This window comes from Pseudomonas sp. Pmew2, from assembly GCF_058129885.1.
The window spans coordinates 3,458,569-3,473,287 of record NZ_CM176702.1 but is presented as its reverse complement, the minus strand read 5'-3'; the positions used below and the strand labels follow the sequence as shown (position 1 = coordinate 3,473,287).

10 protein-coding genes, 1 pseudogene and 1 other annotated feature are annotated in these 14,719 nt (G+C 58.0%); of the genes and pseudogenes, 6 read left to right on the top strand and 5 right to left on the bottom strand.

Translation table 11 applies throughout. From position 1 onward, the window contains the following. Positions 1 to 11: 11 nt before the first annotated feature. From AC4ANK_RS15775 to glgA, 4 genes are read right to left on the bottom strand one after another with little or no spacing between them, the layout of a single operon-like run. Positions 12 to 2,795, bottom strand: a complete 2,784-nt coding sequence (locus AC4ANK_RS15775) for a malto-oligosyltrehalose synthase (protein WP_002553278.1) — start codon at positions 2,793 to 2,795, stop codon at positions 12 to 14. Beyond that, the gene (gene malQ, locus AC4ANK_RS15770) at positions 2,792 to 4,870 is read right to left on the bottom strand and encodes a 4-alpha-glucanotransferase (RefSeq protein WP_002553279.1); all 2,079 of its coding nucleotides are present in this window, start codon (positions 4,868 to 4,870) and stop codon (positions 2,792 to 2,794) included. The genes AC4ANK_RS15775 and malQ overlap by 4 nt, the downstream gene beginning before the upstream one ends. Next, entirely contained in the window at positions 4,860 to 6,683 is a 1,824-nt protein-coding gene (gene treZ, locus AC4ANK_RS15765; protein WP_002553280.1) for a malto-oligosyltrehalose trehalohydrolase, read from the bottom strand. The genes malQ and treZ overlap by 11 nt, the downstream gene beginning before the upstream one ends. Before the next feature lie 15 nt (positions 6,684 to 6,698). Beyond that, on the bottom strand, positions 6,699 to 8,297 hold the full coding sequence (gene glgA, locus AC4ANK_RS15760; protein WP_031594734.1) for a glycogen synthase GlgA: 1,599 nt from the start codon (positions 8,295 to 8,297) through the stop codon (positions 6,699 to 6,701). Positions 8,298 to 8,931: 634 nt separating this feature from the next. Between glgA and AC4ANK_RS15755 the strand changes: the two are divergent. The 3 genes and pseudogenes from AC4ANK_RS15755 to AC4ANK_RS15745 all read left to right on the top strand — a co-directional run. After that, positions 8,932 to 9,012: pseudogene (locus AC4ANK_RS15755) on the top strand (GNAT family N-acetyltransferase); the annotation flags it as partial. Positions 9,013 to 9,062: 50 nt separating this feature from the next. Next, positions 9,063 to 10,285 (top strand): IS3-like element IS51 family transposase gene (locus tag AC4ANK_RS15750; protein ID WP_460385024.1). Its coding sequence is split into 2 segments (ribosomal slippage): positions 9,063 to 9,348 and positions 9,348 to 10,285, totalling 1,224 coding nucleotides; the frame shifts between segments, so codons are not numbered across the junction. Then, positions 9,341 to 9,457 (top strand) — a sequence feature (AL1L pseudoknot). (Overlaps the previous gene by 117 nt.) Continuing rightward, positions 10,269 to 10,739, top strand: a complete 471-nt coding sequence (locus AC4ANK_RS15745) for a GNAT family N-acetyltransferase (RefSeq protein ID WP_460385197.1) — start codon at positions 10,269 to 10,271, stop codon at positions 10,737 to 10,739. Before AC4ANK_RS15750 ends, AC4ANK_RS15745 begins: the two co-directional genes overlap by 17 nt. 158 nt (positions 10,740 to 10,897) lie before the next feature. Here AC4ANK_RS15745 and AC4ANK_RS15740 read toward each other — a convergent pair whose 3' ends face one another. Beyond that, positions 10,898 to 11,071, bottom strand: a complete 174-nt coding sequence (locus tag AC4ANK_RS15740) for a DUF6026 family protein (protein ID WP_002553283.1) — start codon at positions 11,069 to 11,071, stop codon at positions 10,898 to 10,900. 315 nt (positions 11,072 to 11,386) lie between these two features. Between AC4ANK_RS15740 and gnd the strand changes: the two genes are divergently transcribed. The 3 genes from gnd to AC4ANK_RS15725 are packed head-to-tail and all read left to right on the top strand — an operon-like array spanning position 11,387 to position 14,695. Further along, on the top strand, positions 11,387 to 12,361 hold the full coding sequence (gnd, locus tag AC4ANK_RS15735) for a phosphogluconate dehydrogenase (NAD(+)-dependent, decarboxylating) (protein WP_002553284.1): 975 nt from the start codon (positions 11,387 to 11,389) through the stop codon (positions 12,359 to 12,361). Further along, positions 12,361 to 13,893 (top strand): glucose-6-phosphate dehydrogenase, encoded by a 1,533-nt coding sequence (zwf, locus tag AC4ANK_RS15730; RefSeq protein ID WP_002553285.1) that lies wholly within the window; start codon positions 12,361 to 12,363, stop codon positions 13,891 to 13,893. Before gnd ends, zwf begins: the two co-directional genes overlap by 1 nt. Continuing rightward, on the top strand, positions 13,886 to 14,695 hold the full coding sequence (locus AC4ANK_RS15725) for a Cof-type HAD-IIB family hydrolase (RefSeq protein WP_002553286.1): 810 nt from the start codon (positions 13,886 to 13,888) through the stop codon (positions 14,693 to 14,695). Before zwf ends, AC4ANK_RS15725 begins: the two co-directional genes overlap by 8 nt. Positions 14,696 to 14,719: the final 24 nt, after the last annotated feature.

The following is a 14,719-nucleotide window of genomic DNA, read 5'->3' as shown; positions in this document are numbered from 1 at the left end:
ACTCCCAGCTATTACATAGTTTGAATAAGCAAATTGACGGAAAATCTTTCAAGCGCTGCACTGAGCGGTATCTCCCGAACGTGTGTTGCGACACCGTCGGAAAAGAGTCCTTTCCAGTCAGATCCAGAGTCGGCAAACGGAAGCATAATCCGTGTGTCGCCCCAATTGGCAGCATTAATCAATGGAGTTTGCGCAGTACCCAATAGTTCACTGCTTGTGCGTGGGACTACGATGATAGCGCGCACTCCTTGTGTCTCCCGGGCAAAAGCCATCACGTGCCCGGCGTGGCTACCCTTTATTTCCAGAGGCTGATAACGCCCCTCGCTGAACAGCGTTGGGTGCTCGGCACGCAGGTTCAAAACCTTCGCAATCAGCGCCTGTTTGATGCGGCCATCCTGCCAGTTATCGAGCAGGTCGGAAGCGCTTGCATCTTCTGCCAGCGCTTTCTGTCGGGCTGCATAATCAACCGGTCGCCGGTTGTCCGGATCCACCAGGCTGAAATCCCAGAACTCGGTGCCCTGATACAAATCGGGAACACCGGGTACGGTCAAGCGTAGCAAGGTTTGCGCCAGACTGTTGAGTGCCCCGGCGGTCGCGATACGATTGGCCGTTGCACTCAGTGACTGGCGCAACGCCAGCGCTTCAGGAGCCAACAGCAAACGTTCAAGAAATTCGCGGCAAGCCGTTTCGTAAGGCTGATTCGGCACGCTCCAGCTGCTTTGCAGCTTGGCTTCGCGCAGGGCTTTCTCTTGCCACTGCACCATGCGCTTCGCGTATTCCTGGTGAGCTTCTTCGCCCTCCAGGCTCAGCGGCCAGCTGCCCAGCAAGGCCTGATAAAGCATCAGCTCGTCACCCGCACTGATGGCCGGTTCTTCGCCTTTCAGGGGCACTGCCAGCTGTCTCCAGCGTTCTACCTGTTCGGCGTACCACGGCGCACATTCACTCAGGACCGCAAGGCGTGTACGTGTGTCCTCGCCACGCTTGTGATCGTGCGTTGCAGTGGTCAGCAAGTTGTCGGGGAATTTTTCCAGACGCTCCAGGCAGACCTGATGGAAGTCTTCCACCGGCGCACTGAAATGCTGCGGATGAAAGCCTACATCGTTGCGCGACAACAGCACTGCAGAGCGATAGAACGAGGTGTCCTCAACCGACTTGGCGGCAACCGGGGAGGTCAGTTGCTGGAACCGTACACACGCATTCTTGTACAGCTTGCGCAACGGTCCGCGTGGCAGTTTGCGCCACGCTTCGCCACCCAGCCAGCGTGCCAGATAATCCAGCACTGGCCAGTCGCCTTCGTTCAAAGTGGTGCGAGCGCCTTCCATTGCCTGCTGGAAATACTTGTCGTCCTGCGCCGAGCGGCCGCAGACCGAGATATAGGTGCGATAAATCGGAAAATTGACGATCAGCGCGAGCAGGGCACGGCGAATTGCACCCAGCGTGAGGTCACGACTCATCAGGTCGCTGCGTGCAACTTGCAGCAACGACTGCGCGACGTTCTCGAAATCGCCCGCCAGTGTGCCGTGCAGGACCAGGTCCCGGGCCACCAGCACTTCTTGATCGAAGTCAGCGGTACGTTCTGTCAGTCGACTCCACAGCTCTCCAAGTGGCTCTTTGCCCTTGGGATCGTGTTGCAGCAGCGAGACCTGATTCATGAACTCGTAGCCAGTTGTACCGTCCACGCTCCAGTCTTCACGCAACGGCTCATCCGGCCCCAGTATTTTCTCGACGAAAATAGGCAGATGATCAATGCGCGCCTCGGCAGGACGCAGCTTGAGCAGGCTTTTTACCCGGCGATGCAGCTTGCGGCCGTAGCCGCGCGGGTTGGCCAGCCCATCGATATGATCGATCCGCAACCCGTCAACCAGGCCGTCGGCAATCAGCTGGAATATCTTGCCGTGGGTGGCTTCAAATACCTGCGGCCGTTCGACACGCAAACCACCTAGCTCGTTGATGTCGAAGAAGCGCCGCCAATTGATGTCATCACCGGCAGTACGCCAGCTGGCCAGACGATAGTGCTGACGTTCCAGCAACTGATGCAGACGCTGAAAGCCTTCCGGCTTGCTGGAGTCGAAGTGCGCAAGGATCTGCTCGATGCCTTTGAGCACCTGCGGATCTTTCGCCAGCTCGGCCAGCTCGGTTCTGGCCTGACGTGCACGTTCGTAGGCTTGCGGGTATTGAGCAAGCGCAGTGAAGCGCTGGCCCATTTCCTTCAATTGCGGGTGTTCGACTGCCTGAAGCAATGAATCATAGGTCAGCGGGCAGATCGGGAAATGATGCTGGTAGTGCTCGATATAAAACATGCCGCGCTCGGCGTTGAAGCGCAGCGGGATTTCTCCGGCCTGCAGGACGGTGCCGTAATCGCTGCTCAGAAACGGCAGCAGCAACTGGCCTTCCAGCAACGGATCCGGCGAATTCCACTGAATGTCGAAGAACTCGGCATACGGGCTGCGCCGACCCCATTCGAGCAGGTCCAGCCACCAGGGATTGTCTGCACCACCGACGGCCATGTGGTTGGATACGATGTCGAGGATCAGCCCCATGCCGTGTTCGCGCAAGGCCGATACCAGACGCAGCAGGGCAGGCTCGCCACCCAGTTCCGGGTTGATGACGGTCGGGTCGACGACGTCGTAACCATGCATTGAGCCAGCACGCGCCTTGAGCAGCGGCGAGGCATAGACATGGCTGATCCCCAGACTGGCGAAGTAGGGCACCAGCGGCACCGCATCGTCGAGCGTGAAATCTTTATGAAATTGTAAACGCTGGGTAGCGCGCAAAGGCTGTAATGGACGGGTCATTGGTCACGCTCCGCAGCTTGCAGCCGGGATTGGGAGAGCAATTCCAGTCGTCGAGCAGCATTCGGGTTATCAAGCAAGGAGGCCGCATCGCCGGGGAGGCGTCTGCGCCAGTTCGGGTGGCTGTCAATGGTGCCGGGCAGGTTGGCCTGCTCCTTGACACCCAGCGCATCTTCCATCGGTAGCAGCACCAGTGGAGCGCGCGTGTGACCCAGATAGCGAATGCTCGCGTCGATGATCTGCTCAGGGTCTTCGCTTTCGGACGGCAGGCTGTCGACGTTCTGACTCAAGGCTCGGCACAGGCTTGCATATTCGCGCCCGCGTTCTTCACGCCATTGCGATTCATGTTGCTCGTCGATGTGACCCAGCTGGGCATTCCACTCGATATCCAGCTCGCTGAGCCAGCCTGCCAGTGTCGGCAAATCGTGGGTACTGGTGGTGGCCAGTGCCTGGTCCGACCAGTCAAGGATGGGCTTGAACTGACCGTTGTTCTGTTCGAAGAGCAGCACACGCATGCCCAGAATCGCCCGAGCGCTGAGCTTGTCGCTGAGACCTTCAGGCACAGTTCCAAGGTCTTCACCGAGCACGATCGCCTTGTGCCGCCAGGATTCCAGACTCAGCAGGCGAAGCATGTCGTCCAACGGGAAATTCAGATACGCGCCTTCACTAGGAGGCGCCCCCTGAGGGATGACCCATAGCCGCTGCAAGCCCATGACATGGTCGATACGCAACCCGCCGGCATGGGCGAAGTTGGCCCGCAGCATCTCGATGAACGCGCGAAAACCATTACGCTTGAGGCCGTCCGGTGAAAACGCGGAAATCCCCCAGCTCTGGCCGGCACGGTTGAGAATGTCAGGTGGTGCGCCAACAGTCAGAGCCGACAGCAACTCGTCCTGACGACTCCAGGCCTGACTTCCGGCACCATCGGCACCCACTGCCAGGTCGGCGATCAGGCCGATGCGCATGCCACTGCTGCGTGCGGCAGACTGCGCACGCTCCAGGCCGCGGGCGATGAGCCATTGAGCGAATGCATGAAAACTGATGTGCTCGCTGTGCGCTTCGGCAAATGCTGCGACGGCGTCACTACGAGGGTCTTTGAACTCTTCCGGCCATTCATGCCAATTGCTGCCGATATTCAACGTTTCGGATTCGGCACACAGCGCTTCGAAGCGGCAGTGGTTCTCCAGGGCCTCGCCACCGCTGTGGCGGAAGCTGTTGAAGTCTTCGTGCAAAGGGTGATCACCCGCACTGAACCCTTCGTACAGCTTGTGCAGCGCTTTCCACTTGGCTTGGGCAGCAGCAGGCCAGTCAATCAACTGCTGCGCTTCCAGTTGCTTCATTTCGTCGCCAACGCGCGCGTCTTCTATCGCCTGACGCCATGCATGTTCACCCAGAATGGCACCGGGCGACGCATACAGGCTATTTAGAAACAGTCGGCTGGACGGCGAATAAGGGCTGTAACGGTGTGGATCATTGGCGAACATTGCATGGATCGGGCTGATGCCCAGCGCATCGGCACCGCGCTCTCCGGCAGCGCGAACAACCTTCTCCAGTGCTTCCGTATCGCCAAAACCGCCATCGCCCTCGCGGCGCAGGCTGTAAAGCTGAGCAGTCAGACCCCAGCCATGTGGCTTCGGCGCATCGGTGGCCATTGCCATGCTGAAACAGATTTTAGGGGCGACAGCGATGGTCAGATGTTGACCGGCAATCTCCAACTGTTGATAGCCGGGCGGTGCCAGCGCTGGAAGTTCGCCGGACGCGGTTAGCCTGGCGTCCAGCGATGAACCGTCTTCGAGGTGCAGCGTGAATGGCGTTTGCGGCGCAAACCACTCGGACAGATCCAGATTACTGTCCGTGTCGACCGTCAGCAGCGGCGGGGCGCTTTTGCCGTGGCTGGCGTTTTGCAGGCTTAACAGGCTGGCATCGATAGCCTCGCCGTTTTCGGCCGGATAGCCCAGCGCTTCCAGAACCTTGCGCAGTACATCAGGGCTGACAGTCTGCGGCCGAGCGTTGGCATCGACCCAATGCACCGATAGCCCTGCCTCGGTCGCAAGCCTCTCCAATTGCTCATTGTTCATCCTGTTCCTCCAGAACATCACTTGCTGTCAGGCTGACAATGGCCGTGTAAGGATTGAGGATGGCCTGCGGGGAAAGTTCGGACGATTTTGCGGCGCTGGAGAATATCTGCCGGGCATTTTTCTGCGGCGGAGCATCGACAGCCTGCTCGCTGAGGTTCAGGTCGATACGCAGCTCGCTGCCATCGCCCAGCACCCAGCGTGCACTGACGGCCTTGTCGCCGAGAATATCGGTTTTCAGGAAGCGTGCACCGGGCAGGCGTGGCACGATTTCCTTGTGCCGCAAAGCCAGCAACTGTGTATAAAAGTCGACCCAGCTGCGGTGATCCAGGCCTTTGTCGGTCTCCAGATCAACTGCCGAAAACGCCGGACGTGATGCCTCGAATGTCTTGATGTCGTTCGGGTCGGGAATGTGCTCGCGCTTTTCCGGATCGGCGAATGCGGCAAAGTCGGCGAACTCCTTGCGACGTCCTTCGCGCACCGCATCGGCCAGTTCGCCATGGTGGCTGGTGAAGAACAGAAACGGTTCGCTGGCCGCCCACTCATCGCCCATGAACATCAGCGGAATCATCGGCGAAAGCAGCAACAGGGCGGTTGCGGCCCTCAGCGCAGCAGGCGTGCACAGCTGCGGCAAACGCTCACCGAGTGCGCGGTTGCCGATCTGGTCATGGTTCTGCAGGAACAATACAAAGGCAGTCGGCGCAAGGTGGCCGCTGGGCTCTCCTCGCGTGTGTCCATGCCGCGTCTGTTCGCCCTGATAGACAAACCCTTCGCTGAGCAGGCGCGCAAGCTTTTGCGTAGGCTCCTGAGCGAAGTCGGAATAATAGGCGTCGGTTTCACCGGTCAGCAGCACGTGCAAAGTGTTGTGCCCGTCGTCGTCCCATTGTGCATCGAAGCCTTTCTCCAGAAGACCGGCCTGGTTGAACTCGTTCTCAAGGTTCAGCCACACGTGCCTGTCCGGCTCGATCTGGCCGCGTACGCGAGTTGCGAATTCTGGCAGGAACGTTTTATCGCGAATGGCATGCACAGCGTCCATGCGCAAGCCGTCGATGCGGTATTCCAGCAGCCACATCAGCGCATTGTCGACGAAGAAGTCGCGCACCTGCGGGCGGCGAAAATCAATGGCATCGCCCCACGGGGTATGCAGATCGCTGCGGAAAAACTCCTTGGCGTAACTTCCCAGGTAGTTGCCGTCCGGGCCGAAGTGGTTGTACACCACGTCCAGTATTACCATCAGGCCAAGACCGTGAGCTGTATCGATCAGGTGCTTGAGCTCTTCCGGTGTGCCATAGGAAGATTGCGGGGCGTAGTGCAGAACGCCGTCGTAGCCCCAGTTGCGATCACCGGGAAACTGCGCAAGCGGCATCAGCTCGATCGCGGTAATGCCCATTTGCGCAAGGCGCGGCAGGTGTTTTTCCACCGCAGCATAGCCGCCCATCGCACCTACGTGCAGCTCATAGATCACCGCCTCATGCCACGGCCGACCTTGCCATGAGGTGTTTTGCCATGAATAGGCCAGAGGGTCCACTACGAAGCTTTGAGAATGGACATCGTCGACCTGCGCGCGAGAGGCGGGGTCAGGCACTTCCAGTTCATGGTCGATTTTGAAGCGGTATCGAGTGCCCGCTTCGCAGCGGGCCTCAAGGACGAACCAGCCTTCCGGCTGGGGCAGCATGGCCAGTGACTGAACACCCTGGCCATCCTGGAGTTCGACATTTACGTAGTTGGCATCCGGTGCCCAGAGGGCAAACCGGGTGTGTTCGGGGTCTAGCAAGACGGCGCCGTGGCGCCAGTTATCGTCTGTACGCAGTGGCATCCATTGATCCTTAAACTAGTAGTTGCTGGAAATGCTCACGTTTTTCTTCAACAGGTCACGGTAGAGATCTGCGTAGGGCTCTACTGCCTGATGCCAGTTGAAGGGAGCAGCCATTGCACGGCAGCGCATGGCGTTGAGCAGCTCACGGTGGGCGAATACCTGAAACGTGCGGTTCAGGGCTTCGGTGTAACTTTCGATGGTTGATTCTTTGAACAGGAAGCCAGTCACGCCGTCCTCGATTGTGTCCGCCAGGCCGCCGGTGTTGCGTGCAACAGGCAGGGAGCCGAAGCGTTGCGCATACATCTGGCTCAGACCGCAGGGTTCATAGCGCGATGGCATCAACAGAAAATCGCTGCCGGCGAACATGCGTCGTGCGTCGGTTTCATTGAAGCCGATACGCACACCAATGCGCCCCGGGAAGCGTGCGGCCAGCTCGCGCATGGCATCTTCTTCCTCGGGCTCGCCGCGACCGATAATTGCGATTTGTCCGCCGTTGTTGACGATGTGCTCGGCAACCCCGATGGTCAGGTCCAGGCCTTTTTGATACACAAGGCGCGAAACCACTGCATACAAGGGCCCGGTCGAGGCATCCAGCTCAAACAGCTCACGCACATAGTCGGCGTTGATTTCCTTGCGCGTCCATTCGTTGGGCGCAAAGTGGCAGATCAGGTGTTCGTCGGTCGCTGCATCCCAGCTTTCGTCGATTCCGTTAGGGATGCCGCTGAGCTGACCCTTGTTAGCCTTGCTCTGCAGAAAACCTTCCAGGCCGCAACCAAACTCTGGCGTGGTGATTTCCCGAGCATAGGTGGCACTCACGGTCGTAATGTGGCTCGCGAAGGCCATGCCTGCCTTGATGAAGGACAGCTTGCCGTAGAACTCCATGCCTTCCGGGGTGATCGCTTCATCTGGAATGCCCAGTTCACGACTCGAAGCGGTACTCACGGTCCCCTGATAGGCCAGATTGTGGATAGTAAAGATGCTTGGCGTGGACTGCCCGCGCCAGCGCATGTAGGCAGGCGCCAGGCCGGCAGGCCAGTCATGGGCATGGACCAGCTCGGGGCACCATTGGCTTTTCACTTCGCCAGCCGCAAATTCGGCAGCCGCGAGCCCCAGACGGGCAAAACGAATATGGTTATCGGACCAGTCGCGGCCATCACTGTCGGCGTAAGGCGTGCCTTCACGCTCGTAAAGCTCAGGGCAGATCAACACATAGATCACAAGGCCATCTTTCATGTCCATGCGACCCACCTTGCAAGGTGGCAGTGCAGCATGCCCGCCCAGTTGGCTGATGATATGGATCGGGTTTCCGCTGTTGATGACCTGCGGATAACCTGGAATAAGAACCCGCACGTCATGCAGGTGGCGCATTGCTCGTGGCAATGCGGCGGATACGTCGCCCAGCCCACCGGTTTTCACCAGGTCGGCCAATTCCGAGGTCACGAACAACACTTTGCGTCTGCTGACCTGAGACATGGTCGGCGTAGGCTGATTTGTCGAGGTTGGTAATTGCAGCAAAGGAACGCTCTTGGTAGAGAAGACTGGCAGATGAGTCAGCTCGCCGACAGGCTGGTTAAAACTCTCTCCCTTCTGGGTTTTGACAGCGGCGCTAATCATCGATTTTTCCCCTTAAAACAGTCTTGGTGCATCACTTGATTTTTATTGGCCATTTCCTATGGCCGGGTACACATACGTGCACTACGCAAGATCAATACCCGTTTGGACCATGCGTAGTGACAAAGCCGCGTGATGTCGCCATTACCGGATGTCAGCCAATAGCATAGATGCTCCATTCACCTGACCGGGGCGTTTTGGAGAAGTTTCGACTTTTTTCTGCGCGAATGTCTGGCAAGGGCTTTGAAGCCGCGCTTGTTGGCACGCTGCAAGGGCCAGCCCGGCAGTCGTTGCGCTTTTTTATGGGTTAAATTCGAGTCCCGAGGGCGCATGACCGGTCGTCGGATCGTTCGACAATCGAGGTCATGCGTTTCTTTTTTATCGAAAAAAACGGGTGAGTGGAGCCGCTCATGAGCCCGATCGGTGCGTCGCGCCTTTTCTGGGTGCGTCTGGCGGTCAATCTGTGGGCGTGGCGAGAAAATTCCTACATCCGCGCTGGAACATTTTGCAGCGAGGCAGGATAGAATCGGGCTAGACGCTCTAGTCACAGAGCTGGCTTGAAATAACGTGCTGGCCTTAAAGAGTTACCCTTTGATGATTTTACAGAATCACTTTTATTGAATTGACGAGGATGGAAATGGAAGCCCCCGAGGTATTGGTACTGCAAGCGAGTTACACGAATCCCGTGCACGCTGATGCAATTGGATTTGTGCTGAACTGAACCGCCCCGGGTTTCTCGGAGACTCCAACCTTTGAGAGGATGGAGCGATGAAAAAACTACCGAAGTATTCCCCAGAGGTCCGTGAGCGGGCCATCAGGATGGTTTTCGAACACCTTCCTGAGTACGAGTCGCAGTGGGCCACCATCAGTGCCATTGCCCCCAAGATCGGCTGCACGCCCGAGACATTACGGCTGTGGGTTCGCCAATCTGAGCGCAACAGCGGCCAGCGTGATGGGCTGAGCACAGTCGAACGTGAGCGAGTCAAGCTCTTGGAGCGTGAGAACCGTCAGTTGCGTCAAGCTAACGAGATCTTGCGTAAGGCCTCAGCCTATTTTGCCCAGGCGGAGCTCGACCGCCCATTCAAACGATGAAGACGTTTATTGATGAAAACCGCCAGTCTTACGGGGTCGAGCCGATTTGCAAGGTGTTGCCAATCGCCCCGTCGACGTACTACCGGTACGCTGCTCAGCAGGCTGACCCCAGCCAGCAGTCAGCGCGTGCGCAGCGTGACCAGGAACTGGGTGAGCACATCCAGCGAGTCTGGGATGAGCACTTCCAGGTATATGGCGTGCGCAAGGTCTGGCGACAATTGCTGCGTGACGGACTGCAAGTCGCCCGCTGTACGGTGCAACGTCTGATGGGAGAGCTGGGCCTGCAAGGCGTGGTACGCGGCAAGCCCGTCAAGACGACGGTCAGCGACCAAGCCAGGCCGTGCCCGCAGGATCATGTCAACCGTCAGTTTGTGGCTGAGTGCCCGAACGCCCTATGGGTATCGGACTTTACCTACGTCAGTACCTGGCAGGGTTTTGTTTACGTGGCCTTCATCATTGATGTCTTTGCCCGATTCATCGTCGGTTGGAAGGTGTCCAGTTCAGCGCGTACCGATTTTGTACTCGATGCACTGGAGCAAGCCCTTTACGCCCGTCGCCCAGTCAAGCAGGGTGAACTCATTCACCACAGTGACCGTGGCGTGCAGTACGTGTCCATTCGCTATACCGAGCGTCTTGTCGAAGCCGGTATTGAGCCATCGGTCGGGAGTGTCGGTGACTCTTACGACAATGCTTTGGCTGAGACCATCAATGGTCTTTACAAGGCTGAAGTGATTCATCGACGCTCTTGGCCCACACGGGGGGCGGTGGAGCTGGAAACCCTGAAATGGGTGGACTGGTTCAATCACCGCCGCCTGCTGGAGCCAATCGGTCATATTCCACCGGTCGAAGCAGAAGCAATCTATTATCAGCAACTCACCGAGTCTGCCCAGGTGGCATGACTCAAACAAAAGGGTCTCCGAGAAACCCGGGGCGGTTCAGAACGAATATTCGATGGATGTCATGGGCACAGGTCGGCCGCTGTCGAGCGATGCGCGTCAGCAGTTGGCTATCGAGCTGGCCAAACGTCCCTACGCTTTCAGTGTGTTGGCGTTCATTTCCGGAGAGCCGGTAGGGCTGGTCAATTGCTTTGAGGGTTTTTCAACCTTTGCCTGTCGTCCGCTGGTCAATATTCACGACGTTGCGGTCGTCGCTCAATACCGCGGCATGGGCATCAGCCAGAAAATGTTGCTCAAGGTGGAAGAGATTGCACGCCAGCGAGGTTGCTGCAAACTGACACTTGAGGTTCTGGAGGGCAATGAGGTAGCTCAAGGTGCCTACAGGAAGCTTGGTTTCGACAATTACCAGTTGAGCGCTGAAATGGGGCGTGCCATGTTCTGGCAGAAGGCGCTATAAAGTACGCAGCAGGTTTGTGTGCAGCCGTGTCGGGTATAAGGGAAAAATGTTCAGCAGAATCGGACAGGGAAGGGGCGCAGACTGTGAGAGCAGATCAGGTGGGCAAGCCAGAATATCGGGCTTGCCCTGAAGCGTTTTAAGGGGTTATGCAATGGCAGTCAGGCTTGAAGCATCTTGCCGGGTGCAGACAAGTGGGGTTGCTGCAGCATCGAGCTCAAATGAGCGACCTTTTTCTGCAACTGCTCGCGCTCTTCTTTCAATGCACGCAATTCGTCGCGGCGGATCGTGACATACAGGGTTTGTGGTGCAAGTGCTGGTAGTACAGTGCCCATTGCTCACCTCGCAAATGGCGGATTCAACCTCAGAAAGGTCCGTGGCAATGACTTTCAATCCATGAGCGCCGCTGCTTACCCTCTCTATCGGCACCGATTTTGATTTCTTTTGCATGATTTTGGAACTTTTTTATTTTTAATTGTCGCGAATGTTTATTAATCGCGACAAAATGCACCACAGGAGGGCGTAGACGCCTTCATCTTCTCGCAAGGGAACCGACGTTCCGCCTCGCTTGACTAACCTGCATGCTCGCAACCTGTCGATGCGCTGGACAGCAAGTGCGGCACCTTTTTTACGATTTAAGGAGCACCTTCATGCAACTTGGGATTATTGGACTGGGCCGCATGGGCGGCAACATCGCACGCCGCTTGATGTTGAACGGCCACACGACTGTTGTGTATGACCGCGATGAGGCATCACGCAACGCCCTGGCCAATGACGGTTCGGTTGCAGTCGCAGGCCTGAAGGAAATGGTCGATGCGCTCGACAAGCCACGCGCCATCTGGGTAATGCTCCCGGCAGGTGCGCCGACCGAAGAGACCATTCAGACCCTCAGCCAGTTGCTTGACGCCGATGATGTGATCATCGACGGCGGTAATACCTTCTACAAGGATGACATTCGGCGAGCTCAGGAGCTCACCGAAAAAGGCTTGCACTACGTCGATGTCGGCACGTCAGGCGGGGTCTGGGGGCTTGAGCGCGGCTATTGCATGATGATTGGAGGCGAGGCTGCTGTTGTCGAGCGCCTGGATCCGCTGTTTGCAACGCTGGCACCAGGTCTTGGCTCGATCGAGCGCACCAAAGGCCGTACCTCGACCGACGATCGCGCCGAGCGCGGTTATATCCACTCCGGCCCTGCCGGTTCCGGCCATTTCGTGAAGATGATCCACAACGGTATCGAGTACGGAATGATGCAGGCCTTCGCCGAAGGCTTCGATCTTCTCAAGCAGAAAAACTCCGAGCATCTGCCAGCGGAGCAGCGTTTTGACCTGAACACCGCCGATATCGCCGAGGTCTGGCGTCGTGGCAGTGTGGTGTCTTCCTGGCTGCTGGACCTTACCGCTGATGCCCTGGCCACCGACCCGCACCTGGATGCTTTCTCCGGTTCGGTTGCCGACAGTGGCGAAGGGCGCTGGACCATCGAAGCCGCCATCGAGCAGGCGGTTCCGGTTCCTGTACTGTCCAGCGCCCTGTTTGCGCGTTTCCGTTCTCGCCAGACAAGTTCGTACGCGGACAAGATGCTGTCGGCCATGCGCTTCGGATTTGGTGGCCACAAGGAACCCAAGTAATGGGCCTGTCGCGCGGCAGCGCCGAGCAAAAAGCCGAAGTGGCGCCCCCCACGACCCTGTTTCTGTTTGGTGCCCATGGAGATCTGGTCAAGCGCCTGCTGATGCCGGCACTCTATAACCTGTCGCGCGACGGTCTGGTGGATGAAGGGCTGCACATCGTTGGCGTCGATCACAATGCGATCAGCGATGCCGACTTTGCGAAAAAGCTCGAGAACTTCATTCGCGATGAAGCCGCCGGCAAGGTTGCCGGTGGCGGCAAGGACCCACTCGATCCTACGCTGTGGAGCAAGCTGGCCGAGCGCATCAGTTATGTGCAAGGTGATTTCCTTGACGACTCCACCTATCAGGACATCGCCAGCAAGATCGAGAGCACCGGCACCGCGAACGCGGTGTTCTATCTGGCTACTGCGCCGCGATTTTTCAGCGAGGTCGCCCAGCGGCTGGGTTCGTCAGGTTTGTTGCAGGAAACCGAAGATGGCTTCCGTCGTGTCGTGATCGAAAAGCCCTTCGGCTCCGATCTGGCCAGTGCGGTCGAGCTCAATGGCTGTTTGCTCAAGGTCATGAGCGAAAAGCAGATCTACCGGATCGACCACTACCTGGGCAAGGAAACGGTGCAGAACATTCTGGTCAGCCGTTTCTCCAATGGCCTGTTCGAATCGTTCTGGAACAACCACTACATCGACCACGTACAGATCACGGCGGCGGAGACCGTAGGCGTCGAAACCCGTGGCAGCTTTTACGAACACACCGGTGCATTGCGCGACATGGTGCCCAATCACCTGTTCCAGTTGCTGGCTATGGTTGCCATGGAGCCGCCGGCCGCTTTCGGTGCCGATGCCGTTCGCGGCGAGAAGGCCAAGGTGGTTGGAGCGATCCGGCCCTGGAGTCAGGAGGAAGCTCTGGCAAACTCGGTGCGTGGCCAGTATGCGAAAGGCGCGATGGGTGACAAGGAGGTTGTCGGTTATCGTCAGGAGGATCGCGTGGAGCCCGACAGCACGACCGAAACCTATGTCGCGCTCAAGGTCATGGTCGACAATTGGCGTTGGGTCGGGGTGCCGTTCTATCTGCGCACCGGCAAGCGCATGAGTGCTCGCAGCACGGAAATCGCCATCTGCTTCAAGCCCGCGCCGTATGCGCAATTTCGCGACACCGAAGTCGACCGCCTCAAGCCCAACTACCTGAGGATTCAGATCCAGCCCAACGAAGGCATGTGGTTCGATCTGTTTGCCAAGCGTCCTGGCCCGGAACTGAAAATGGAAGATATCGCGCTGGGCTTCGCCTACAAGGATTTCTTCGAGATGCAGCCCTCCACAGGTTACGAAACCCTTATTTATGACTGCCTGACCGGTGATCAGACGCTCTTCCAGCGGGCCGACAACATCGAGAACGGCTGGCGTGCCGTGCAGCCGTTCCTCGACGCCTGGGCCGCGCAGCCGCAAGTGCAGCTTTACGAAGCTGGCAAGGATGGCCCGCAAGCAGGTGAGGAGCTGCTGAGCCGTGATGGCCGCGAATGGAGAGAATTGAATGTCTGAACTGCCCGTACAGTTCCTGTTGTCCGACATCGACGGCACGTTACTGCGCCGTGATCACAGCCTTAGCCAGGCCAATATCGACTCCATCAAGCGCCTGCGTGATGCTGGCGTTCACTTCTCGCTGGCCAGCAGTCGCCCGCCCAGGGCCATGCGTCAGGTGATCGAAGCGCTGGGTGTGGATTTGCCCACCGTGGCATTCAATGGCGGCACCATCACTCATCCCGATGGCAGCCTGCTGGTGGCTCATCGCATTGACCCCAAAGCGGTCAGGATGTGTCTTGAGCTGTTCACCGGCCAGAACGTTGCGATCTGGGTGTTTGCCGACGATCAATGGCTGTTGCTCGATCCTCACGCCGATTACGTCGATCATGAGCTCGACGCGCTGGGGTACCGCTATGTTCAGGTCGAGAGTTTCGAGCCATACCTTGATCGCGTCGACAAGATCGTTGCGGCCAGCGCTGATTTTGAGCTGCTGAAGACTCTGGAAGCTCGCATCAACCCGCAGATCGAAGGATTGGCCCTGGCTGCGCGTTCGCAAAAATACTACCTCGACGTGACTGCGCTGGAGGCCAACAAGGGCTCCGCGCTGGTTACATTGGCGAAGTATCTGGGAGTCGATCTTTCTCGCACGGCGGCCATTGGCGACGGTGGTAACGACGTGGCGATGTTCCACAAGGCTGGCTTGTCGATTGCGATGGGGCAGGGCGAGCAGACAGTCAAGGGACAGGCTGATCATGTTACAGATAGCAATGAGCAGGACGGCGTTGCTGTCGCCATCGAGCGTTACATTCTTCCAGCTTGATCGAGCGGTTTGCGCATGCGGACG

Excerpts from the sequence above, each read along its gene's own strand:
- AC4ANK_RS15775 (WP_002553278.1), bottom strand. The coding sequence starts at position 2,795 with ATGACCCGTCCATTACAGCCTTTGCGCGCTACCCAGCGTTTACAATTT.
- glgA (WP_031594734.1), bottom strand. The coding sequence starts at position 8,297 with ATGATTAGCGCCGCTGTCAAAACCCAGAAGGGAGAGAGTTTTAACCAG.
- zwf (WP_002553285.1), top strand. The coding sequence starts at position 12,361 with ATGGGCCTGTCGCGCGGCAGCGCCGAGCAAAAAGCCGAAGTGGCGCCC.
- gnd (WP_002553284.1), top strand. The coding sequence starts at position 11,387 with ATGCAACTTGGGATTATTGGACTGGGCCGCATGGGCGGCAACATCGCA.
- AC4ANK_RS15725 (WP_002553286.1), top strand. The coding sequence starts at position 13,886 with ATGTCTGAACTGCCCGTACAGTTCCTGTTGTCCGACATCGACGGCACG.
- malQ (WP_002553279.1), bottom strand. The coding sequence starts at position 4,870 with ATGAACAATGAGCAATTGGAGAGGCTTGCGACCGAGGCAGGGCTATCG.
- AC4ANK_RS15740 (WP_002553283.1), bottom strand. The coding sequence starts at position 11,071 with ATGGGCACTGTACTACCAGCACTTGCACCACAAACCCTGTATGTCACG.
- treZ (WP_002553280.1), bottom strand. The coding sequence starts at position 6,683 with ATGCCACTGCGTACAGACGATAACTGGCGCCACGGCGCCGTCTTGCTA.